At 61.8% G+C, this 21,339-nt stretch carries 18 protein-coding genes; 11 read left to right on the top strand and 7 right to left on the bottom strand.

Annotated features, from left to right (window positions below; translation table 11 throughout):
- Nucleotides 1-1,293 carry an NAD(P)/FAD-dependent oxidoreductase gene (locus HKK57_RS08360; protein WP_092232116.1) on the bottom strand — a complete coding sequence of 431 codons (1,293 nt, stop codon included), beginning with the start codon at nucleotides 1,291-1,293 and terminating at the stop codon, nucleotides 1-3.
- Between the two features lie 115 nt (nucleotides 1,294-1,408).
- Here HKK57_RS08360 and HKK57_RS08355 point away from each other — a divergent pair, with 115 nt between their 5' ends.
- Nucleotides 1,409-1,762, top strand: a complete 354-nt coding sequence (locus HKK57_RS08355) for a YkgJ family cysteine cluster protein (RefSeq protein WP_029289779.1) — start codon at nucleotides 1,409-1,411, stop codon at nucleotides 1,760-1,762.
- A gap of 112 nt (nucleotides 1,763-1,874) precedes the next feature.
- Here HKK57_RS08355 and HKK57_RS08350 read toward each other — a convergent pair whose 3' ends face one another.
- On the bottom strand, nucleotides 1,875-2,363 hold the full coding sequence (locus tag HKK57_RS08350) for an Lrp/AsnC ligand binding domain-containing protein (protein WP_003206849.1): 489 nt from the start codon (nucleotides 2,361-2,363) through the stop codon (nucleotides 1,875-1,877).
- 156 nt (nucleotides 2,364-2,519) lie between these two features.
- On the opposite strand from HKK57_RS08350, the gene dadA reads away from it, so the two are divergent.
- The 6 genes from dadA (at nucleotide 2,520) to HKK57_RS08320 (ending at nucleotide 8,612) form a co-directional block, all read left to right on the top strand.
- A complete protein-coding gene (dadA, locus tag HKK57_RS08345) occupies nucleotides 2,520-3,821 on the top strand; it encodes a D-amino acid dehydrogenase (RefSeq protein WP_029289774.1) in 1,302 nt (433 codons plus the stop codon).
- Entirely contained in the window at nucleotides 3,793-4,146 is a 354-nt protein-coding gene (locus tag HKK57_RS08340) for a RidA family protein (protein WP_029289772.1), read from the top strand. The genes dadA and HKK57_RS08340 overlap by 29 nt, the downstream gene beginning before the upstream one ends.
- 77 nt (nucleotides 4,147-4,223) lie before the next feature.
- Complete coding sequence (alr, locus tag HKK57_RS08335) at nucleotides 4,224-5,297, top strand: alanine racemase (protein WP_070994048.1); 1,074 nt, start codon at nucleotides 4,224-4,226, stop codon at nucleotides 5,295-5,297.
- A gap of 116 nt (nucleotides 5,298-5,413) precedes the next feature.
- Nucleotides 5,414-5,962, top strand: coding sequence for a cupin domain-containing protein (locus tag HKK57_RS08330; RefSeq protein WP_029289768.1), 549 nt, complete (start codon nucleotides 5,414-5,416; stop codon nucleotides 5,960-5,962).
- Between the two features lie 181 nt (nucleotides 5,963-6,143).
- Entirely contained in the window at nucleotides 6,144-6,557 is a 414-nt protein-coding gene (locus tag HKK57_RS08325) for a c-type cytochrome (protein WP_092232109.1), read from the top strand.
- 132 nt (nucleotides 6,558-6,689) lie between these two features.
- Nucleotides 6,690-8,612: an acetyl-CoA hydrolase/transferase family protein gene (locus HKK57_RS08320; RefSeq protein WP_169390018.1), complete on the top strand. Its 1,923-nt coding sequence runs from the start codon at nucleotides 6,690-6,692 to the stop codon at nucleotides 8,610-8,612.
- 131 nt (nucleotides 8,613-8,743) lie between these two features.
- Here the strand turns inward: HKK57_RS08320 and HKK57_RS08315 are convergent, their stop codons facing one another.
- Together HKK57_RS08315 and rep are read right to left on the bottom strand one after the other, a co-directional pair.
- Nucleotides 8,744-9,316, bottom strand: a complete 573-nt coding sequence (locus HKK57_RS08315) for a xanthine phosphoribosyltransferase (protein ID WP_029289761.1) — start codon at nucleotides 9,314-9,316, stop codon at nucleotides 8,744-8,746.
- 57 nt (nucleotides 9,317-9,373) lie between these two features.
- Nucleotides 9,374-11,383, bottom strand: a complete 2,010-nt coding sequence (gene rep, locus HKK57_RS08310; RefSeq protein WP_029289758.1) for a DNA helicase Rep — start codon at nucleotides 11,381-11,383, stop codon at nucleotides 9,374-9,376.
- Between the two features lie 267 nt (nucleotides 11,384-11,650).
- Between rep and HKK57_RS08305 the strand changes: the two genes are divergently transcribed.
- Complete coding sequence (locus tag HKK57_RS08305; protein WP_029289756.1) at nucleotides 11,651-13,324, top strand: putative bifunctional diguanylate cyclase/phosphodiesterase; 1,674 nt, start codon at nucleotides 11,651-11,653, stop codon at nucleotides 13,322-13,324.
- A 66-nt stretch (nucleotides 13,325-13,390) separates the two neighbouring features.
- Here the strand turns inward: HKK57_RS08305 and HKK57_RS08300 are convergent, their stop codons facing one another.
- A complete protein-coding gene (locus tag HKK57_RS08300) occupies nucleotides 13,391-14,785 on the bottom strand; it encodes a NorM family multidrug efflux MATE transporter (protein ID WP_169390017.1) in 1,395 nt (464 codons plus the stop codon).
- Between the two features lie 152 nt (nucleotides 14,786-14,937).
- Here HKK57_RS08300 and HKK57_RS08295 point away from each other — a divergent pair, with 152 nt between their 5' ends.
- Both HKK57_RS08295 and HKK57_RS08290 read left to right on the top strand, forming a co-directional pair.
- Nucleotides 14,938-15,858 carry a LysR substrate-binding domain-containing protein gene (locus tag HKK57_RS08295; protein ID WP_029289752.1) on the top strand — a complete coding sequence of 307 codons (921 nt, stop codon included), beginning with the start codon at nucleotides 14,938-14,940 and terminating at the stop codon, nucleotides 15,856-15,858.
- A 188-nt stretch (nucleotides 15,859-16,046) separates the two neighbouring features.
- Nucleotides 16,047-18,023: a methyl-accepting chemotaxis protein gene (locus tag HKK57_RS08290; protein WP_070994044.1), complete on the top strand. Its 1,977-nt coding sequence runs from the start codon at nucleotides 16,047-16,049 to the stop codon at nucleotides 18,021-18,023.
- Between the two features lie 117 nt (nucleotides 18,024-18,140).
- Here the strand turns inward: HKK57_RS08290 and HKK57_RS08285 are convergent, their stop codons facing one another.
- Nucleotides 18,141-19,064: an ABC transporter six-transmembrane domain-containing protein gene (locus HKK57_RS08285; protein WP_029289748.1), complete on the bottom strand. Its 924-nt coding sequence runs from the start codon at nucleotides 19,062-19,064 to the stop codon at nucleotides 18,141-18,143.
- Between the two features lie 113 nt (nucleotides 19,065-19,177).
- Here HKK57_RS08285 and HKK57_RS08280 point away from each other — a divergent pair, with 113 nt between their 5' ends.
- Nucleotides 19,178-19,762 carry a TetR/AcrR family transcriptional regulator gene (locus tag HKK57_RS08280; protein ID WP_029289746.1) on the top strand — a complete coding sequence of 195 codons (585 nt, stop codon included), beginning with the start codon at nucleotides 19,178-19,180 and terminating at the stop codon, nucleotides 19,760-19,762.
- Here HKK57_RS08280 and HKK57_RS08275 read toward each other — a convergent pair.
- Nucleotides 19,759-21,255 carry a YifB family Mg chelatase-like AAA ATPase gene (locus HKK57_RS08275; RefSeq protein WP_070994043.1) on the bottom strand — a complete coding sequence of 499 codons (1,497 nt, stop codon included), beginning with the start codon at nucleotides 21,253-21,255 and terminating at the stop codon, nucleotides 19,759-19,761. The two genes, HKK57_RS08280 and HKK57_RS08275, sit on opposite strands and share 4 nt — an antisense overlap.
- Nucleotides 21,256-21,339: the final 84 nt, after the last annotated feature.

Raw genomic sequence — 21,339 nt, 5'->3', positions numbered from 1 at the left:
TCAGAGCAGTTCTTTCAAACGGTGCCAGAGCATGCCCAGGGCCAGCAACGGCGAGCGCAAGTGCTTGCCGCCAGGGAAGGTGACGTGGGGCACCTGGGCAAACAGATCGAAGCGCCCACGGTGCTGGCCGCTAATGGCTTCGGCCAGCAGCTTGCCCGCCAGGTGGGTGGCGTTCAGGCCATGGCCGGCATACGCCTGGGCAAAGTACACGTTGGGTTGGTCGGCCAAGCGGCCAATCTGCGGCAGGCGGTTGGCACCGATGCCGATCATGCCGCCCCATTGGTAGTCGATTTTCACCTCGGCCAGTTGCGGGAAGACCTTGAGCATCTTGGGCCGCATATAAGCCGCGATGTCTTGAGGGTCGCGCCCGGAATAATGGCAGGCGCCGCCAAACAGCAGGCGGCGGTCGGCTGACAGACGGAAGTAATCCACCGTGACCCGCTGATCACACACGGCCATGTTTTGCGGCAGCAGCTCGGCGGCCTGGGTCGGGCTCAAGGGTTCGGTGGCGATGATATAGCTGCCGGCGGGCAGCACCTTACCGCTCAGGTGGGGGTTGAGGCCGTTGAGGTAGGCATTGCAGCCCAGCACCAGAGTCTTGGCGCGCACACTGCCGTGGGCGGTATGGACTTTGACTTCAGGGCCGTAGTCGATGCGCACCGCTGCGGAGTGCTCGAACAGCCTGACACCCAGTTGCTGCGCGGCGGCGGCTTCGCCGAGGGCCAGGTTCAGCGGGTGCAGGTGGCCGGAGCCCATGTCGATCATGCCGCCTACGTAGCGGTCGGAACCGATCACGCTGCCCATCTCCCCGGCTTGCAGCAGGCGCAGTTCGTGGCGATAACCCAGGTCGTGCAACTCCTCGGCATCGGCGGCCAGGCCCTGCAGGTCGCGGGGCTTGTTGGCCAGGTCGCAGTAACCCCAGGTCAGGTCGCATTCAATCTGGAAGCGCTCGACCCGCTGGCGCACGATTTCCACGGCTTCCAGGCCCATCAACTTCATCTGCCGCACGCCTTCGGTGCCGACCACATTGGCAAACTGATCCAGGCCGTGGCCGACGCCACGAATCAACTGCCCGCCATTACGCCCGCTGGCGCCCCAGGCAATCTTGCGGGCCTCCAGCAGCACCACGCTGAAGCCCCGTTCAGCCAGTTCCAGCGCGGTGTTCAGCCCGGAAAACCCACCGCCCACCACGCACACATCGGCGACGACTTCACCCGCCAGCGCCGGGTAATCGGGTTGCGGCAGGCTGCTGGCGGCGTAGTAGGAAGCGGTGTGCCGGGCGCTGGCGGTCATGGGGAGCATCCGTGTTTGGAAAATTTGACGCAGGATACAGCGGTCGGGTGAAGCTGTCTCACTCGTGGCTTTTAGGGCAAAATCCACGCCTATTCGCCGTTCGGTATGGGTTTCGATGAGTTGCAACAGCCAGAAAGTCAACGCGCTGCGCCGGCAGATTCCCTCGTTCGAGTGTGTGCCGGGTTGCCATGATTGCTGTGGGCCGGTGACTACATCCACCGAGGAAATGTCGCGCCTGCCGCGCAAGACCGCGGCCGAGCAGGAAGCGGCCATGGATGAGCTGAACTGTGTACACCTGGGGCCCAACGGCTGCACGGTGTACGACGAGCGCCCATTGATCTGTAGGTTGTTTGGTACTACGCCCAGCCTGCCATGCCCCAATAACCGTGGGCCGGTGGAACTGATTCACCCTCGGGTCGAGAAGCAGATCCACGAGTACATGGCGACGACGCGGCAGGTGCTGGTCTGACAGATGTACTCGGTCAAAAGGTGGGAGCTGGCTTGCCTGCGACGACGGTGTACCAGGCCATGAAAATGGCGGCCGGTTGATCGCTATCGCAGGCAAGCCAGCTCCCACAGGATCAATCCGGGATCGGCAGGTTCAGGCTCTCCTTCACCTCTTCCATCACGATATAGCTCTTGGACTCGCGCACATGGGGCAGCTTGAGCAGGATGTCGCCCAGCAGTTTGCGGTACGACGCCATTTCGGAAATCCGCGCCTTCACTAGATAGTCGAAATCCCCCGAGACCAGGTGGCACTCCAGCACATGGGGCAGTTTCAGCACGGCACGTCGGAATTCTTCGAAGGTATCGCCGGATTTGTAGTCGAGGCTGATCTCGACAAACACCAGCAGGCTACCCTTCAAGTGCTGCGGATTGAGGCGGGCGTTGTAGCCCATGATGATCCCCTCGCGCTCCAGGCGCCGGACCCGTTCGGTGCAGGGCGTGGTCGACAGTCCTACCTTCTCCCCCAGCTCGGTAAACGATATCCGCCCGTCCGCCTGCAGGATGCGCAGGATGTTGCGGTCGATCTTGTCCAGCTCCCGCTTGGTCTGGGTATTGGTCCGCATAGGGGATGCTCCTCCGTGAAAAGGGTTTTTGCCGAGAATTGTCGCCAAATATAGGCACTTATATAGTGAAATGCACTGGTCATTGCTTTTTATACTGCCCACATCTTTGTGCTGAACAACAAACGTCAGCGGTCAAGCCGTGATGAGGATATAAAAATGCGCGTTTTGGTCTTGGGTAGCGGTGTCATTGGTGTGGCCAGTGCCTACTATTTGGCGCGTGCCGGTTTTGAGGTGGTCGTGGTCGACCGTCAGCCGGCCGTTGCAATGGAGACCAGCTTCGCCAACGCCGGCCAGGTTTCGCCCGGCTATGCGTCGCCATGGGCTGCGCCGGGTGTGCCGCTCAAGGCCATCAAGTGGCTGCTGCAGCGCCATGCGCCGCTGGCGATCAAGGCCACGGCCGATATCGACCAATACCTGTGGATGGCGCAGATGCTGCGCAACTGCACGGCCAACCGCTATGCGGTGAACAAGGAGCGCATGGTGCGTCTGTCCGAGTACAGCCGCGACTGCCTCGACGAACTGCGCGCCGAAACCGGCATTGCCTACGAAGGCCGTAGCCTGGGTACTACGCAATTGTTCCGTACCCAGGCGCAACTCGATGGTGCGGCCAAGGATATTGCCGTGTTGAAAGAGTCCGGCGTACCGTTCGAGCTGCTCGACCGCGCCGGCATCGCCCGCGTCGAGCCGGCCCTGGCCAGCGTCACGGATATCCTGGCCGGTGCCTTGCGCCTGCCCAATGACCAGACCGGCGACTGCCAGATGTTCACCACCCGCCTGGCCGATATGTGCAAGCAGTTGGGCGTGGAGTTCCGTTTCGAGCAGGACATTCAGCGCCTGGACCACGCCGGTGATCGTATCAACGGTGTGTGGATCGACGGCAAGCTGGAAACCGCCGATCGCTACGTGCTGGCCCTGGGCAGCTACTCGCCGCAGTTGCTCAAGCCGCTGGGGATCAAGGCACCGGTGTATCCGCTCAAGGGTTACTCCCTGACCGTGCCGATCACCAACCCGGCGATGGCCCCGACTTCGACCATTCTCGACGAAACCTACAAGGTTGCGATCACCCGTTTCGACAACCGCATCCGGGTTGGCGGCATGGCTGAGATAGCCGGTTTTGACCTGTCGCTGAACCCGCGCCGGCGCGAAACCCTGGAGATGATCGTCAACGACCTTTATCCTCAGGGCGGTGATCTGAGCGAAGCCACGTTCTGGACCGGCCTGCGCCCGACCACCCCGGACGGTACGCCAATTGTCGGCGCCACCCCGTTCAAGAATCTGTTCTTGAATACCGGCCACGGCACCCTCGGCTGGACCATGGCCTGTGGCTCTGGCCGCTTGCTGGCGGACCTGATGGCCAAGAAAACCCCGCAGATCAGCGCCGCAGGCCTCGATATTTCCCGTTACGGCAACCCTCAGGAGTCCACAAAACATGTCAATCCAGCGCCAGCTCACCAATGAGCGCATGAGCCAGATCGTTGTCCACAGCGGTACCGTGTATCTGGCAGGGCAAGTCGGCGACGACATGAGTGCCGGGATTGAACAGCAGACCCGCGAGACGTTGGCCAACATCGAGCGCTTGCTGGATCTGGCCGGTACCGACAAAACCAGGTTGCTGTCGGTGACGATCTACCTCAAAGACATCGACGCCGACTTTGCCGGCATGAACGCGGTATGGGACAAGTGGCTGCCAAAAGGTGTCGCACCCGCCCGTGCCACGGTCGAATCGAAACTGTGTGAACCCGAAATCCTGGTCGAGCTGTCTGTCGTGGCCGCTCTGCCTTAAACGATCCCTCTTCCGGTGCCGGCGCTGTCGGTCGGTACCGGTTTTTTCTTCCTACCGCCGCCTAGAAGCCTGCCGCCATGCGTCCTGCCCGTGCCCTGATCGACCTACAAGCCCTGCGCCACAACTACCAATTGGCCCGCGAACTGACCGGGGCCAAGGCCCTTGCCGTGATCAAGGCCGATGCCTACGGCCATGGAGCCGTGCGCGTGGCCCAGGCCCTGGAAGACCAGGCCGACGGTTTTGCCGTGGCCTGTATCGAGGAAGCGCTGGAACTGCGCGCTGCCGGGATTGGTGGGCCGGTATTGTTGCTCGAAGGGTTCTTCGAAGCCGACGAACTGCCGCTGATCATCGAGCATGACTTCTGGTGCGTGGTGCATTCGCTGTGGCAGCTGGAAGCGATTGAACAGGCGCGCCTGAGCAAGCCGCTGACGGTATGGTTGAAGCTGGATTCGGGCATGCACCGGGTTGGCTTGCATCCCAAGGATTATCACGACGCCTATCAGCGCCTGCTGGCCAGCGGCAAAGTGGCCAAGATCGTGTTGATGAGCCACTTCGCCCGTGCCGATGAGCTGGACTGCGCGAGCAGCGATGAACAGGTCACGGTCTTCGAGGCCGCGCGCCAGGGCTTGGCGGCCCAGGTCAGCCTGCGCAACTCGCCGTCGGTGATGGGCTGGCCGAGCGTTTCCAGCGACTGGGTACGCCCCGGCATCATGCTTTACGGTGCGACGCCGTTTGGCGAAGACCAGGCGGTTGCCGCGCGTTTGCAGCCGGTAATGACCCTGGAGTCGAAAGTCATCTGCGTCCGCGAGCTGCCTGCGGGCGAGCCCGTGGGTTATGGCGCGCGCTTCGTGACGCCCAAGCCGATGCGTATCGGTGTGGTTGCCATGGGGTATGCCGACGGTTATCCACGGCATGCGCCGACCGGTACGCCGGTACTGGTCGCCGGCCAGCGCAGCCAGTTGCTGGGGCGGGTGTCGATGGACATGCTGTGCATCGACCTGACCGATGTACCCCAGGCGGGTCTGGGTTCGACCGTCGAGTTGTGGGGCAAAAACATCCTCGCCAGCGATGTGGCGACCGCCGCCGAGACCATCCCTTATCAGATTTTCTGCAACCTGCGCCGTGTGCCACGGCTCTATTCCGGCGCTTAGCCGCCAGCTGCAGATGAAGCCCTGCGGGATTCAGACCAAAGTGTTGTAAATACTGAACGCTGTCGCCATGATAACGCTCAATTACAACAAAGCCTGAATCCTAGGAGGCTCCTGCATTGGACGTCGGCGAACGACTGCAATCCATCCGTAAACTGAAAGGTCTTTCCCAGCGTGAACTCGCCAAGCGTGCGGGCGTCACCAACAGCACCATTTCGATGATCGAGAAAAACAGTGTCAGCCCCTCCATCAGCTCCTTGCGCAAGGTGCTGGGCGGCATCCCCATGTCCATGGTCGAGTTCTTTTCCGAGGAGATCCTCCAGGAAAAACCGACGCAGATCGTCTATAAAGCCAATGAGCTGATCGACATCTCCGATGGCGCGGTCACCATGAAGCTGGTGGGCCGGGCACATCCGAGCCGGGCGATTGCGTTTCTCAACGAAATCTACCCACCGGGCGCCGATACGGGTGAGGAAATGCTGACCCATGACGGCGAGGAAACCGGGATCCTGCTGGAAGGTCGTCTGGAATTGGTCGTGGGTGTCGAAACTTTTGTGCTCGAAGCCGGCGATAGCTACTACTTTGAAAGCACCAAGCCGCACCGTTTTCGCAATCCGTTCGATGTGCCGGCGCGACTAATCAGCGCAGCCACACCCGCGAACTTTTAACAGAAGAGGCGCCCTGCCTACCTTGCAGAGGTGCCCGTAGTTGTATTTCGCCATGCTCAATCTCCCCTTGGATAATAGGGTTGTTTCAGTGAGGCGGCCTAACCGTTATACTTTCGCCGCCTGCGAAACCGTGGCCGCAGGCGTGAATAGCCACCATGAGGGTGAACGCGTGAACCTAATTATGAAAATGCTGGCTGTACCAGCAACCGTACTGGCCCTTTGGGCTGCCAGCGCTCAAGCTGCGACCAATGATGATATTGCCAAGCGCCTTGAACCCGTGGGGAAGGTCTGTATTCAAGGTGAGGAATGCAAGGGCATGGAGGTCGCTGTGACAGCGGGCGGCGGCGGCGCAAAAACGCCGGACGAGATCATCGCCAAACACTGTAACGCTTGCCACGGCACTGGCCTGTTGGGCGCACCGAAAATCGGTGACACCGCAGCCTGGAAAGAGCGCGCCGACCACCAGGGCGGCCTCGACGGCATCCTGGCCAAAGCCATCACCGGCATCAACGCCATGCCGCCTAAAGGCACCTGCTCCGATTGCTCGGATGACGACCTCAAGGCTGCAATCGAGAAGATGTCTGGTTTGAAATAAACCGATCTTCGCCAAAAAGCCGCTGACCAGCGGCTTTTTTGTGCCCGCAATTTGCCGGCCAAGGCTGTTCATTGCAGCAAAGACCCGGCAAGCTCGGTCCAACCCCTAATCACGGAACGTCAGGAGGGTCGGATGGTGCAGTTGTGTTCAATCGAGCAAGCGGTCGACGACGTACTGGAGCGCCTACCGGCGCATATCCACATGGGTATGCCGCTGGGTCTGGGTAAGCCGAATCTGTTTGCCAATGCCTTGTACCGGCGTATCGCCAAGCTGCCCGAGCGGTCGCTGACGATCTACACCGCGTTGAGCCTGGGCCGCCCGCCGCTGGGTGATGGTTTGCAGAAGCGCTTTCTGGAGCCGTTTGTCGAGCGGGTGTTCGGTGATTATCCCGAGCTGGATTACCTTGCCGCCCTGCGCAAGGACAGCCTGCCGGCCAATATCCACGTGCAGCAGTTCTTCATGCAGCCCGGCAGCCTGTTGCACAGCGCCCAGGCCCAGCAGGACTACGTCAGCAGCAACTACAGCCATGCCGCTCGCGATATCAACGCCGCCGGCCTGAACCTGGTTGCGCAATTGGTGGCCAGCAGCAGTGAGCACCCGGATCGCCTGAGCCTGAGTTGCAACCCGGATATCACCCTCGACCTGTTGCCCATGATCGCCAAGCGCCGCGCGGCAGGCGAGACCATCCTGGTGGTCGGCCAGGTACATGAAGATTTGCCCTACATGCCCGGTGATGCCGAACTGGGCATGGATCAGTTCGACTTCCTGATCGACGAAAAAGACCGCACCACGCTGTTCTCTACGCCCAACATGCCAGTGGGTTTGCAGGACCACTTCATCGGTTTGCACGCCAGCACCCTGGTGCGCGATGGCGGCACCTTGCAGATTGGTATCGGTTCGATGGGCGACGCCTTGACCGCCGCGTTGCTGGCGCGTCAGGCCGATAACGAGAGCTATCGGCAGTTGCTCACCGACCTGGATGTGTACCAATGGGCGCCGCTGATCAGCCGTGAGGGTGGGGTCGAACCGTTTGCCCGGGGCCTTTATGGTTGCAGCGAAATGTTCGTCAACGGCCTGCTGGTGCTGGCCGATGCCGGGATTGTGCGGCGCAAGGTGTACCCGGATGTGGCGACGCAGGAGCAGGCCAACGCAGGCCTGCTGGACGATGCGGCGCAGCCCGATGGCATATCGATCCACGGTGGGTTTTTCCTCGGCCCCCGCAGTTTTTACCAGCGCTTGCAGGAAATGACCCACGCCAAGCGTCTGGAATTCAACATGACCCGCATCAGCTATATCAACGAGCTGTACGGGCAGGAAGAACTCAAGCGTTTACAGCGCGTGGATGCGCGGTTTATCAACAGCGCGATCATGGTGACGCTGCTGGGTGCAGGCGTTGCCGACCAACTGGGAGATGGCCGCGTGCTCAGCGGTGTGGGTGGGCAATACAACTTTGTCGCCCAAGGCCATGCGCTGGAGGGTGCGCGCTCGATCCTGATCCTGCGCAGTTGGCGCGAATCGGCTGGCGAGGTCAGCTCCAATATTGTCTGGGAATACGGCCATTGCACGATTCCAAGGCACCTGCGCGATATCGTGATCACCGAATACGGCATCGCTGACCTGCGCGGCCAGACCGACGCCAAGGTGATCGAGGCGTTGCTCAATATCACCGACTCGCGGTTCCAGGCCGACTTGATCGAACAGGCGCAAAAAGCCGGCAAGTTGCCCAAGGACTTCCAGCTCGACCCACGCTTTGCCGACAACACTCCCGAGCGTTTGCAGGCGGTGCAGGCGCGGCATTCAAGGCTGTTTCCGGAGTATCCGCTGGGCAGTGACTTCACTGATCAAGAGCGGGATTTGTTGCGCGCGCTGAACTGGCTCAAGAGCAAATTCAAGCTGACGGAGATTCTGGAGTTGGGCAAGGCGGCGCTGGATGCACCGGAACCTGCGGCGTTTCCCAAGCATCTGGTGCGCATGCGCCTGGATAAGCCTGAGGGGTTTAAAGAGGATCTGTATCAGCGCCTATTGCTTGCTGGCCTACAGGCCACCGCACACTGATAGGTAACACAAGGCAAATGTGGGAGCTGGCTTGCCTGCGATGAGGGCCTGACAGTCGACATCTCTGTCGCCTGACACTGCGCTATCGCAGGCAAGCCAGCTCCCACATTTTTAACTGTGCTCGCTCACCTTCAGTCGATGAAGGTCACAACCCCACCGGCCAGGGACTTCACCCGCGCCAGCGACTCAACACGGTAGCCCTGGGCATCCAGCTCTGCACGGCCGCCCTGGAACGACTTCTCGATCACAATCCCCAGGCCTGCCACGGTGGCGCCGGCCTGTTTGATGATCGAAATCAGCGCCTGGGACGCCTTGCCGTTGGCCAGGAAGTCATCGATCACCAGCACGCGGTCGCTGCTGGTCAGGTGACGCGGGGAAATCGCCACGGTGCTTTCGACTTTCTTGGTGAAGGAATACACCGTCGCCGACAGCAGGTTTTCCGTCAGGGTCAGGGACTGTTGCTTGCGGGCGAAAATCACCGGCACGCCCAGGTTCAGGCCGGTCATGATCGCCGGCGCGATGCCCGAGGCTTCGATGGTGACGATCTTGGTGATCCCCGAATCCTTGAACAGCGCGGCGAATTCGTCGCCGATCAGCTTCATCAGCGCCGGGTCGATCTGATGGTTCAGAAAGGCGTCGACCTTGAGTACCTGGTCGGAAAGCACGATGCCTTCTTCGCGAATTTTCTTGTGCAGTGCTTCCACAAAAGCTTCCTCTGGTGGCGCAAGGGGCGCCGAAAGTAGATTAAAAAGTAGTCGATTCTAGCGCTTTAGCATCGCGCGTATATCCGCCAGGGCAGTGTTGCCGCGTACCGCCTTGACTTCAGTCGGGGTGTCGTCGTTGCCTTCCCAGGCCAAATCGTCCGGTGGCAGCTCATCGAGGAAGCGGCTCGGGGCGCAGTCGATGATCTCGCCGTATTGCTTGCGCTTGGCCGCAAAGGTGAAGGCCAGGGTCTGACGCGCGCGGGTAATGCCCACGTAGGCCAGGCGCCGTTCTTCTTCAATGGTGTCGGCTTCGATACTGGAGCGGTGTGGGAGGATTTCCTCTTCCATGCCCATGATGAACACATAGGGGAATTCCAGGCCCTTGGATGCATGCAAGGTCATCATTTGCACCCCTTCGGCGCCATCTTCTTCTTCCTGCTGGCGCTCGAGCATGTCGCGCAGGACCAGCTTGCCGATGGCGTCCTCGACGGTCATTTCACCGTCTTCGTCTTTTTCCAGGGTGTTCTTCAGCGCTTCGATCAGGAACCAGACGTTGCCCATGCGGTAATCCGCGGCCTTGTCGCTGGAGCTGTTGGTGCGCAGCCAGTTTTCGTAGTCGATATCCATGACCATGCTGCGCAGGGCGCTGATCGGGTCTTCGCCGGCGCACTGCTCGCGCACCTTGTCCATAAAGCGCTTGAAGCGCGACAGGCGATCGGTGAAGCGCGTATCCAGGTGTTCGCCCAGGCCGATTTCGTCGGTGGCGGCGTACATCGAGATCTTGCGTTCGGTGGCGTAGTTGCCGAGTTTTTCCAGGGTGGTGGAGCCGATCTCCCGACGCGGCACGTTGATCACGCGCAGGAAGGCGTTGTCGTCATCCGGGTTCACGATCAACCGGAAGTAGGCCATCAGATCCTTTACTTCCTGGCGTCCGAAAAAGCTGTTGCCGCCTGACAGGCGATACGGCACCTGGTGGTGCTGCAGCTTCAGCTCGATCAGCTTGGCCTGGTAGTTGCCGCGATACAGGATCGCAAAATCGCTGTAGGGCCGGTCGGTGCGCAGGTGCAGGCTGAGGATCTCGACGGCCACGCGCTCGGCTTCGGCATCTTCGTTGCGGCAGCGGATCACGCGGATTTCGTCGCCATGGCCCATCTCGCTCCACAGCTGCTTTTCAAACTCGTGGGGGTTGTTGGAGATCAGCACGTTGGCGCAACGCAGGATGCGGCTGGTGGAGCGATAGTTCTGCTCCAGCATCACCACTTTCAGCGACGGGTAGTCGACCTTGAGCAGCATCAGGTTTTCCGGGCGCGCGCCGCGCCAGGCGTAGATCGACTGGTCATCGTCGCCGACCACGGTGAACTGGTTGCGCGTACCGATCAGCAACTTCACCAGCAAATACTGGCTGGCGTTGGTGTCCTGGTATTCATCCACCAGCAGGTAGCGCACCTTGTTCTGCCACTTTTCGAGGATGTCGGCGTGTTCCTGGAACAGCTTGACCGGCTGCAGGATCAGGTCGTCGAAGTCCACCGCATTGAACGCCTTGAGCGTGCGCTGGTAGTGGGTGTAGACGATGGCGGCGGTCTGTTCCTTGGGGTTGCGTGCGTTTTCCAGGGCTTCGGGGGGCAGGATCAGGTCGTTTTTCCAAGCGCCGATCATGTTCTTGATCTCATCGACGCCGTCGTCGCCCGCGTATTCCTTCTGCATGATGTCGGTCATCAGGGCCTTGACGTCGGTTTCGTCAAAGATCGAGAAGCCCGGCTTGTAGCCCAGCCGCGCATGCTCCTTGCGGATGATGTTCAGCCCCAGGTTGTGGAAGGTACACACGGTGAGGCCACGGCCTTCGCCGCCCTTGAGCAGGGTGCCGACGCGCTCTTTCATCTCGCGCGCGGCCTTGTTGGTAAAGGTCATGGCGACGATGTACTGGGCACGGATGCCACAGTTCTGGATCAAGTGCGCGATCTTGCGGGTGATCACGCTGGTCTTGCCGGAGCCAGCACCGGCGAGCACCAATAGAGGGCCGCCGACGTAGTTCACGGCTTCTTGCTGCCGGGGATTGAGTCGGGACATACGGAATTTTGGGAGTCATTGTTCAAAAGGGCGGGCATTTTAACAGGCTGGCAAGATTCTGCTGCCTCTGAACGACAGTGTGACGTACCACTCGATCTAAATTTGCCGCTTTTGTTACTTTGCCGCAGGATGTGCGGGGTTTTTGGGTCTATCGTTCGATCTAGAGCCGCACTGCGCGTATTTGATAACCAATATCATTGGTGATTATCAGGCTGCACGTCATAATGCCCGCCGCCAACGAAATCTTGCACAGTCTAGGGAGCTAGCTTGTCTACGCCTGTCGAACCCTTGCGTTTGCTGCTATTGGCCGATACGCCTACGTGGGCAGCGTTGTTGCGCGAGTGCCTGGCGCCGATGGGCGACGGGGCAGTGCTGATCAGTGCGCCAAATTGGGAGTCGGTGAGCAGCCTGTTCGACGACGACCGCACCGCCGTCTTGCTCACCACCCCCAGCCTGCAACCCGGCCCAGGCCGTTGCAGCCTGCCGACCGTCTTGCTGCTGGAGCAGGAGCCGCTGGTTGCGCCGTTGGGCGCCAGCGACTGGCTGATCCTCGGTGCGTTTGATGTCGATACGGTACGCCGCTGCCTGCGCCATGTGCGCGAGCGCGGCTTGCTGGAAAACACTCTGCAACGCCTGGCCGAACAGGATCCGCTGACCGGCATCGCCAACCGCCAGGGGTTCCAGACCCTGCTGGCCGCGCGCCTGGCAGAAAACGACGGGCGAGGCCTGGCCCTCGGCCATCTGGACCTGGACAACTTCCGCCATGCCAACGATGCCCTCGGCCACCAGGCGGGCGACCGGCTGATCCTGCAAGTGGTCTCGCGGCTCAAGAGCCAGCTCGAAGCCGGCGACCAACTGGCGCGCCTGGGCAGTGACGAATTCGCCTTGTTGATCGACACCCGCCGCGCGCCGCAACGCGCCGAGTGGATGGCCGAACGCATCACCGAGGCCATGGCCGAACCTTACTGGGTCGATGGCGAGAGCCTGCTGATCGGCTGCAGTCTCGGTGTGGCCCATGCCCGCGCCAAGGCCGGCGCCGACCCGTTGATGTGGCACGCGCATATCGCCATGCAACAGGCCAAGAGCACCCAGGGCTGCACCTTTCATATCTTCAATGAACGAATCAACCGCAACGCCCGCAGCCTTGCCGACCTGGAAAGCGAACTGCGCCGGGCGCTGCGCCGTGATGAGCTGGAGCTGCATTACCAGCCGCGCCTGGACCTGGACGATGGGCATATCGTCGGCCTCGAAGCCCTGGTGCGCTGGCGCCATGGCGAGCGCGGCCTGTTGCCGCCAAGCGAGTTCGTGCCGTTGGCCGAGCAGAGCGGCCTGATTGTGCCGTTGGGCTACTGGGTGATTTCCCGTGCCCTGCGCGACATGCAGGACCTGCGCGAACGCGGCCTGCCGCCGCTGCACATGGCGGTCAACCTGTCGTTCCGCCAATTCCAGGACAGCCAATTGCTGTCGACCTTGAGCCGGCTGATTGCCGAGCGTGGGGTGGAGGCGCAGTGGCTGGAATTCGAACTGACGGAAACCGCCGTGATGCGCCGCAGCGACCTGGTCAAGCAGACCATGGATGCCTTGGGCCGCCTGGGCGTACGCTTTTCCCTGGATGACTTTGGTACCGGGTTTTCATCCTTCGTACACCTCAACAGCCTGCCGATTGCCCTGCTCAAGATCGACAAGAGCTTTGTCGGCGGCATGGAAGAGCGCGAGGAAAACCGCAAGCTGGTGCACGCCATGATCAACCTGGCCCATAACCTCAACCTGGAAGTGGTGGCCGAAGGTGTGGAGACGCCGGAGCAACTGGCGTTATTGCGTCTGTTTGGCTGCGACCAGGCCCAGGGTTACCTGATCAGCAAGCCATTGCCGTTGCCGGAGTTGGTGGAATACCTGACATTTGGCAGCAGCCAACAGGCGTTGTTGGGTGAAGTGATCTGACTTTGTAAACCCAATCAAAAATGTGGGAGCAGGCAAGCCAGCTCCCACATTGACCGAGTACATGCTTCAGTTCGGCTGTGGGGCCATGTCGATTTGCGGTTCCTGGGCAATCATTCGCCTCATCTTTCTTTCAAACGCCCACGTCAGGGTAATCGCCGCACAGGCCAGGCCCAGCGCCAGTCCCCACCACACGCCGGTCGGGCCCCAATCCAGGGTAAACGCCATCAACCAGGCCGCTGGCGCGCCAATCAACCAGTAGCAGCCCAGGCCGACGAGGAAAGTGGTCTTGGCATCCTTGAGCCCGCGGATACAACCCATGGCAATGGTTTGCACGCCGTCGAACAACTCGAACCACGCCGCCACCGCCAACAGGCTGACCGCCAGGCTGATCACCTGGGCGAAGGCCGGGTCGTCATGGTCGAGGAACAGGCCGATCAGCGGGTCTGAAAACAACCAGAACACCATGGCAAACCCCAGCATCACCGTTGCGCCGAAGGCGATCCCGACCCGCCCGGCCAGCCTCGCGCCCAGCAGGTGCCCACCGCCGTAATGCAAACCGATGCGCATGGTGACCGCATAAGACATGCCCGCCGGCACCATGAACGCCACCGAGACGATTTGCAGGGCAATCTGATGCGCTGCCAACTGCGTACTGCCCATGGTCCCCATGCACAGCGCCGCGAAGGCGAACAAGCCGACTTCCACTGCATAGGTGCCGCCAATCGGCAGGCCCAGGCGCCACAGCTCGCGCAGGTAGTGCAGGTTGGGCCGCAACAGGCCCTTGCCCAATGGGTAGGCCGCGTAGGCGCGGTTGTATTTGATGTACCACAACAGCGCCAGGGCCATGCAGTTGGCGACAATCGCGGTGACCAGGCCAATGCCCATCAGGCCCAGCTTGGGCAGGCCGAACATGCCTTCGATCAGCGCGTGGTTGAGCAGGTAGTTGATCACCGTGCCGCACAGGCTGATCACCATCACCGGCGTGGCTTTGCCGATGGCGCTGGTGAAGCCGCGCAGGGCCATGAACGTCAGGTAGCCGGGCAGGGCGAACGGCAGGATCATCAGGAACTGGCCGGCCGACTGCACGTTGGTTTCGGTCTGGCCGAACATCAGCAGTACGGGCTTGAGGTTCCACAGCAGCAGGCCCGCCACCAGGGCCATCAGCCAGGCCAGCCAGAGTCCCGCCTGGGTCAGGCGGGTGGCGCCTTCGATATCACCGGCGCCCTGGCGGATAGCGACCAGGGTGCCCACGGCGGCTATCACGCCGATGCAAAAGATCGACACAAACGAGTAGCTCGCCGCCCCCAGCCCGCCGCCGGCCAGGGCTTCGGGGCTCAGGCGGGCCATCATCAAGGTGTCGGTGAGCACCATCAGCATGTGCGCCAACTGTGAGGCAATCAACGGCCCTGACAGCCGCATAATGGCCCAGAGTTCGGTACGCGCCGGATGCTGCATGATCATCACGCTCAATAATTCAGGAAGGGGTGGAAGGGTTGATTCTCGGCGCTCTCAGCGCTTTGCACAAAGGGATAAATGCGATCAGTCGCATGATTAAAACTCATGCCTGGACGATTCTGGTAGGGTTTGCGGATCAAGCCGTCGGAGTTTTCTTCATGTCTCGTCGTCTTCCTCCGCTGTATGCCCTGCGCGCGTTTGAAGCGGCGTCCCGGCACAATTCGTTCACCCGGGCCGCCGAGGAGCTGTCGATCACCCAAAGCGCGGTCAGCCGGCATATCCGCACCCTGGAGGAGCACTTCGCCTGCCGTCTGTTCCAGCGCAGCGGGCGCACCTTGCAGCTCACCGAGTCGGCGCGCCTGCTGTTGCCCGGCGTGCGCGAGGGTTTTGCCGCCCTGGAACGCGCTTGCCATACCTTGAATGCCGAGGACGACATCTTGCGCATGAAGGCCCCGTCGACCCTGACCATGCGTTGGTTGCTGGCGCGGTTGAGTCGGTTCCGGCATCTGCAGCCGGGCAATGAGGTGCAGTTGACCAGCGCGTGGATGAGCATCGATGAGGTGGACTTCAACCAGGAGCCGTTCGACTGCGCGGTCCTGCTGAGCGATGGGCACTTTCCTGCGGACTGGGAAGCCAGTTACCTGTTTCCTGAATTGCTGATCCCGGTGGGCGCTCCGAACTTGCTTAACGATGGCCCCTGGGATGTGGAACGCCTGGCCGGCGCCGAGCTGCTGCACCCCACGCCGGACCGGCGTGATTGGCGCCGCTGGTTGCAACGCACGGGGCTGGCCTCTCGCGTCGCCATCAAGGGCGGGCAGGTGTTCGATACCCTGGAGCTGGGCATGATTGCTGCCGCCCGGGGCTACGGCGTGTCCATGGGCGACTTGCTGATGGTCGCCGAGGATGTGGCCCAGGGCCGTTTGAGCCTGCCTTGGCCTACTGCGGTGGCCAGCGGCGAGAGCTACTACCTGGTCTGGCCCAAGACCCGCCCCGGCGGTGAGCGCCTGCGCAGGCTGTCGGACTTTCTGCAAAGTGAAGTGCGGGCCATGGCACTGCCGGCAGTGGAACAGCTCGACTGAATCGATGCAGCGCCCGCCAACAATGCGTTGGAGTGATACCCCTGTGATTTGCTCAAGTATTGACCCCGGCCGCCGAAGTAGGTGTGTCGCAGCTGCCATTAGTTGCGGCTCAGCGTGCCCCCAATTCAAGAAATTCGCCGATTAGCGCTATGAGATCAGGAAGATCCGGGCCTCGGCCAGGAGCAGTCATGTCTCAACCCCGCGCCCGCATAGCTTCGCAGCTGGGCATCGCCTTGGCGGTCATATTGGCTGTCGTGATCAGCGGCAGTACCGTGTTTGCCCTGCGCTCCCTTGATTCGGCCAACCTGCAGACCCGTGAAGAACACCTGGCCAGCGAAGCGCGTTTGCTCGCCGACCAACTCAATACCTTCCACAGCACCTTGCGCGAGAGCACTCAGCGTTTGAGCGGGTTGTTTGAAAAGCGCTTTGGCGCAGGCCTGAGTGTGCATGCCGAGCAGACGGTGAATGTGGCCGGGGTAGCGACCCCGAGTCTTTACCTGGGCGATGCGGTGCTCAACAACAACTTCGACGAGGTCGATGAGTTCAAGCAGATGTCCGGCGGCGTGGCCACGGTGTTTGTGCGCAGCGGCGAAGACTTCATCCGCATCAGTACCTCCCTGACCAAACAGGATGGCAACCGCGCCATCGGCACCGTGCTCGACCGTCAGGGCGCGGCCTACCAGCGCGTGGCCGGCGGCCAGACCTACATCGGCCGTGCGGTGCTGTTCGACCGTTCCTACATGACTCAATACAGCCCGGTGCGTGACAGCAGTGGCAAGGTCATCGCCGTGCTGTTCATCGGTTTTGATTACACCGACGCCCAGAACGCCCAGTTTGAAAACCTCAAACGTTTTCGCATCGGCCAGACCGGCTCGCTCGCGCTGCTGGATGAACAGAAGCATTGGCTGGTGGCGCCGGCTGGGGTGCAGGCGCCGGACGAGGCCATTGCGGTGATGCTCGACCTGGCGAAGAAACCGGGCGCAGGCCGTTTCTGGAGCGACAAGCACGAAGATTTCTACAGCGTCTCGGTGCCGTTCGAAGGCGGCCCCTGGGCGGTGGTAGCGAGCATGCCCAAGGCTGAAATTCGCGCAGTGACCTGGGAAGTCGGCATCCGCTTGGTGATCGGCAGTGTGCTGGCGATGTTGCTGGCAGTAGGCGCCACGGTGTGGCTGTTGCGCAGTAAGCTGGCTCCATTGAGCGACCTGGTGCGCCAGGCCGAAGCCCTGGGCGCCGGTGATTTGAGTGCGCGGTTGAATGTGTCCAGCCATGACGAAATCGGTCAATTGGCGCGCAGTTTCAACCAGATGGGCGAGGCCCTGTCGACCATGGTCTCGCATATCCGTGAGGCGGCCGAGGAGGTCAACAGCCGCGCTCAGGCGCTGTCGGGCTTGTCAGGTGGGGCCTATGAAGGCATGGAGCAGCAGTCCGGCGAGATCACCAGCATGGCCGGTGCGGTGGAAGAGTTCAGTGCCACCTCGTTGAACATTGCCGACAACATGGGCAATACCGAACGCCTGGCCCAGGAAAATGCCCAGCAGACCCGCATTGGCCGCAACTCGATGCAGGAGGCGTCGGCGTCCCTGGAGCATATCGCTACGGCACTCAACAGCACGGCCACGGTGATCAACACCCTGGGCCAGCGTTCCCAGGAAATCGGTGGCATCGTCGGCGTGATCACCTCGATTGCCGACCAGACCAACCTGTTGGCCCTCAACGCGGCCATCGAGGCGGCACGGGCCGGGGAGCAGGGGCGTGGGTTTGCCGTGGTTGCCGATGAGGTGCGCAACCTGGCCTCACGCACCCGCCAGGCCACCGACGAGATCTCCGGGATGATCCAGAGCATCCAGCAGGAAACCGGCAATGCCATCAGCACCATGGAGCAGGGCAATGTGCTGATGCAGGAAGGCTTGTCGCGCAATGCCGACGTTGCCTCAGCCCTGGCGCGCATTGACGAACAAAGCCGCTCGGCGGGGCAGCAATTCGCCGCGATCACCACCGCCACCCAGGAGCAAAGCAGCACGGCGACCTTGCTCAGCAGCAACCTGCAGAGCATTGCGCTGGCCAACAGTGAACAACGTGAAGTGGTCTCGAACCTGGCGATTACCGCCAGGGAGTTGGAGACGCTGGCGGCGGGGCTGCGGCATGAGGTTGATCGGTTTCGTTGATTGACTGTCAGGGCCTCATCGCGGGCAAGCCCGGCTCCCACAGTTGACCGTGTTCAATTGAAGAAACCGGTTCAGTGTGGGAGCCGGGCTTGCCCGCGATGACGGCTGACTCGGCTCTCAAGCCTCGGTTCGATCGCCGAGCCCTGGGTCCACGCGCTTGCCGATGTCCTTGAGCCGCGCCAGTTGATCGACCATCCCTGGTGCTTCGTCGAGGCTGCTGACGAAGGTCCACAAGTACGTCATCACCGCATACACGTGGCCGGCCTTGACTGCAGGCGACAGGGCCAGCTGGCTTATGGCGACCACAAACAGCAGCGCCGCCAGCGTGCCGATAAACAGGAACGCCGCGGCCTCGCGGTCCGACAGCCAGATACGCAGGCGTGACAGCAGTTGGTAATGGCGACGCAGGGTCTGGGCGCTGACCTTTTCCACCAGGCCAATTTCTTTCTCCAGGCGGTTATTCAAGCGTTTGTGCAATTGCTCGTTACGGCGGGCAAAGCGCGGCAGCAGGGTGATGCACAGCACCAGCGCGGCAAAGCAGGCCAGGCCGACCCAAGGTTCAATCACCAGGAGCATCACGGCTGCGCCAACGATGGATACCAGGGCCGTAGCAATCACCGGCACGTGCTTTTCGAAAAAATCGACAAAATCCCGTGCCAGCACTACCCGCGCGGCAGCCTTTGACGTGCTGTGGTTTTGCAGGCGCTGGTTGAGAATCACCGGCACGGCAAGGTCGGCGTAGATCCGGGTGAAGGTACGGGTATCCAGGGCCCGGCGTGCGGCACCGACTACCCAGAAAGCCATGACCACGGCTGCATAAATCAACGCGCTGCCGGCATCGCCGCGCAGGATCGAGTCCACGGCGAAACCCGCAAACAGCGGGTAGGCCAACAGCAAGGCGTTCTCCAGCGCGACCAACGACAACGTGCCAAACAGCTTCCAGGGGTAAGCCCTGGCGATTGCCTTGAGGGTTTGGCTGGCGGATTGCTGGCCAATTTTCTTGCTTTCTTCGATCAGGATGTGCGGCGTTACGGATGGCATGGGTGCACCAAAGGAGTGATAGGCGCTACTATTGAGCGACTGCTCAAGTATCCTTGAGCGATCGCTCAAAAAGCAAGCGCCGCTTATCTGCCGGTGCCCGTAAGGAATTGCCCATGTCGCGTATCGACCGTAAAGACCAGATCATCACCGCTGCCCTGGAGCTGTTTCGCAGCAAGGGTTTTGCCGATGTCTCCACCCGCGATCTGGCGGAGCATGCCGGTTTGTCCCGCAGCCACGTGTATCACTACTTCAGCGACTGGAAAGAACTGCGCCGCGAAGCCTTCGTGCGGTTCGCCACCGACCAGTTGGACGAAGTGCGTGCCCCCCTGGCGCTGGCGCCGCCTCTCGAGGCGTTGCTGGGGTTCCTGCGTGACTGCCTGCCAAGCAGCGCCGATGCCGACTGGGCACTGTGGCTGGACGCCTGGGACGAGGCGCTGTATGACCCGCAAATGGCCCAGGCCTATCTGTCGATCAACGCCCAGTGGCAAGCCATGCTGGCGGAGGTGATCGAGCGGGGTGTGGCCGCGCAGGTGTTCCGTTGCGACTCATCCACACGCGCCGCACGCCAGATCTTTGCCTTGGCGATGGGGTATGCCGATGACCTGATGCTTAACCCCTCCACCGAGTCCGCCGAATCGGCACTGGGTGAGGTGCTGGAAGTGGCGGGGTGGTTGCTGGACTTACCCCGGGATCTCTAGCCCAATGTTGCTGGCCGGTATTGCAACGCCTCCGCCAAGTGATGCCGCATGATGCTTTCCACCTGCTCCAGATCCGCCAGGGTGCGTGCGACCTTGAGCAGCCGGTGGGCCGCGCGCAACGACAGGGTCAAGCGCTCGCAGGCCGTCTCCAGCCAGCCTTCGTCGACTTTCGATAACTCGCAGTGGCGGCGCAACCCCGTCAGGTCGAGGAAAGCATTTGCACAGCCTTGGCGTTGCTGCTGGCGATCCCTGGCGTCGGCGACGAGGGCAGAAGCGCTGGCCGTGTCATTGCCGGTTTGTTTGGCAGGGTTCAGCGCGGTGCTTTCCCGGGCGACGGTCAGGTGCAGGTCGATGCGGTCCAGCAGCGGCCCGGACAGTTTGTTGCGGTAGCGCTGGACCTGCTCCGGCGTGCAACGACAGCGCCCGCTGGGCTCGCCCATATAGCCGCAAGGGCAGGGGTTCATCGCCGCTACCAGTTGAAACCGCGCCGGGAAACTCACACGGTCGCGGGCGCGGGAAATCACGATATGCCCGGACTCCAGCGGCTCGCGCAGCACCTCAAGCACTTTGCGATCAAACTCTGGCAACTCATCGAGAAACAGCACCCCATGATGGGCCAGGGTGATTTCCCCTGGCTGGGGTTTCGAGCCGCCACCCACGAGTGCCGGCCCGGACGCGGAATGATGCGGCTGACGGAATGGCCGGTGCGGCCAGTGGCTCAACGGAGCGAGGCTGACCACCGACTGGATCGCCGCCACTTCCAGGGCTTCCTGTTCACTCAGCGGCGGCAGCAAGCCGGGGAGGCGGCTGGCGAGAAGGGTCTTGCCGGTGCCCGGCGGGCCGCTGAACAACAGGTTGTGGGCGCCTGCTGCGGCAATCAACAGCGCTCGCTTGGCCGCCAGTTGGCCTTGCACTTCACTCAGGTCGGGGTAGGGCTTGTTCAGGTACAGCAAACCGTCGGACTTGAACGGCTCAATCGGCACCTGCCCATTAAGGTGCGCCACCACCTGCAGCAGATGATCCACCGCAATCACCGTCAGCCCGGACGCCAGGCAGGCTTCCTCGGCATTGGCCCGAGGCACGATCACCGTGCGCCCGGCCTTGCGTGCCGCCAGGGCGGCCGGTAATACGCCTTTCACCGCTCGCACCTCGCCGGACAGGGCCAGTTCGCCCAGACACTCCACATCATCGAGCATCAACGCTGGCACCTGCACACTGGCCGCGAGAATCCCCAGGGCAATCGCCAAGTCAAACCGCCCACCGTCCTTGGGCAGGTCGGCGGGGGCCAGGTTGAGCGTAATGCGGCGTGCGGGGTATTGCAGCGCGCTGTTGAGAATGGCGCTGCGTACGCGGTCCTTGCTTTCCTTCACAGCAGCCTCGGGCAAGCCCACCAGCGTCAACGATGGCAAGCCATTGGCCATATGCACTTCGACCGTGACGGCAGGGGCTTCGACGCCGATCTGGGCGCGGCTGTGGACGATGGCGAGGGACATGCTCGTTCCTTGAAAGAGAGGCCGCTTCCTGCGGGTTTTTCAAGGGTAGACGAGGTGGGGAAGAGCGAGGCGGGGGAGGTTTTA

Origin of the sequence: Pseudomonas sp. ADAK21, assembly GCF_012935735.1 — a bacterium.
Classification (GTDB): domain Bacteria; phylum Pseudomonadota; class Gammaproteobacteria; order Pseudomonadales; family Pseudomonadaceae; genus Aquipseudomonas; species Aquipseudomonas proteolytica.
Note: the sequence above shows the minus strand (reverse complement) of the source record. Positions and strands in the feature narration are given on the sequence as shown.

Bases quoted from the DNA above. Each gene is read 5' to 3' on its own strand.
- HKK57_RS08360 (WP_092232116.1), bottom strand. From the start codon at position 1,293: ATGACCGCCAGCGCCCGGCACACCGCTTCCTACTACGCCGCCAGCAGC.
- HKK57_RS08355 (WP_029289779.1), top strand. From the start codon at position 1,409: ATGAGTTGCAACAGCCAGAAAGTCAACGCGCTGCGCCGGCAGATTCCC.
- HKK57_RS08350 (WP_003206849.1), bottom strand. From the start codon at position 2,363: ATGCGGACCAATACCCAGACCAAGCGGGAGCTGGACAAGATCGACCGC.
- dadA (WP_029289774.1), top strand. From the start codon at position 2,520: ATGCGCGTTTTGGTCTTGGGTAGCGGTGTCATTGGTGTGGCCAGTGCC.
- HKK57_RS08340 (WP_029289772.1), top strand. From the start codon at position 3,793: ATGTCAATCCAGCGCCAGCTCACCAATGAGCGCATGAGCCAGATCGTT.
- alr (WP_070994048.1), top strand. From the start codon at position 4,224: ATGCGTCCTGCCCGTGCCCTGATCGACCTACAAGCCCTGCGCCACAAC.
- HKK57_RS08325 (WP_092232109.1), top strand. From the start codon at position 6,144: ATGAAAATGCTGGCTGTACCAGCAACCGTACTGGCCCTTTGGGCTGCC.
- HKK57_RS08320 (WP_169390018.1), top strand. From the start codon at position 6,690: ATGGTGCAGTTGTGTTCAATCGAGCAAGCGGTCGACGACGTACTGGAG.
- rep (WP_029289758.1), bottom strand. From the start codon at position 11,383: ATGTCCCGACTCAATCCCCGGCAGCAAGAAGCCGTGAACTACGTCGGC.
- HKK57_RS08300 (WP_169390017.1), bottom strand. From the start codon at position 14,785: ATGATCATGCAGCATCCGGCGCGTACCGAACTCTGGGCCATTATGCGG.
- HKK57_RS08295 (WP_029289752.1), top strand. From the start codon at position 14,938: ATGTCTCGTCGTCTTCCTCCGCTGTATGCCCTGCGCGCGTTTGAAGCG.
- HKK57_RS08290 (WP_070994044.1), top strand. From the start codon at position 16,047: ATGTCTCAACCCCGCGCCCGCATAGCTTCGCAGCTGGGCATCGCCTTG.
- HKK57_RS08285 (WP_029289748.1), bottom strand. From the start codon at position 19,064: ATGCCATCCGTAACGCCGCACATCCTGATCGAAGAAAGCAAGAAAATT.
- HKK57_RS08280 (WP_029289746.1), top strand. From the start codon at position 19,178: ATGTCGCGTATCGACCGTAAAGACCAGATCATCACCGCTGCCCTGGAG.
- HKK57_RS08275 (WP_070994043.1), bottom strand. From the start codon at position 21,255: ATGTCCCTCGCCATCGTCCACAGCCGCGCCCAGATCGGCGTCGAAGCC.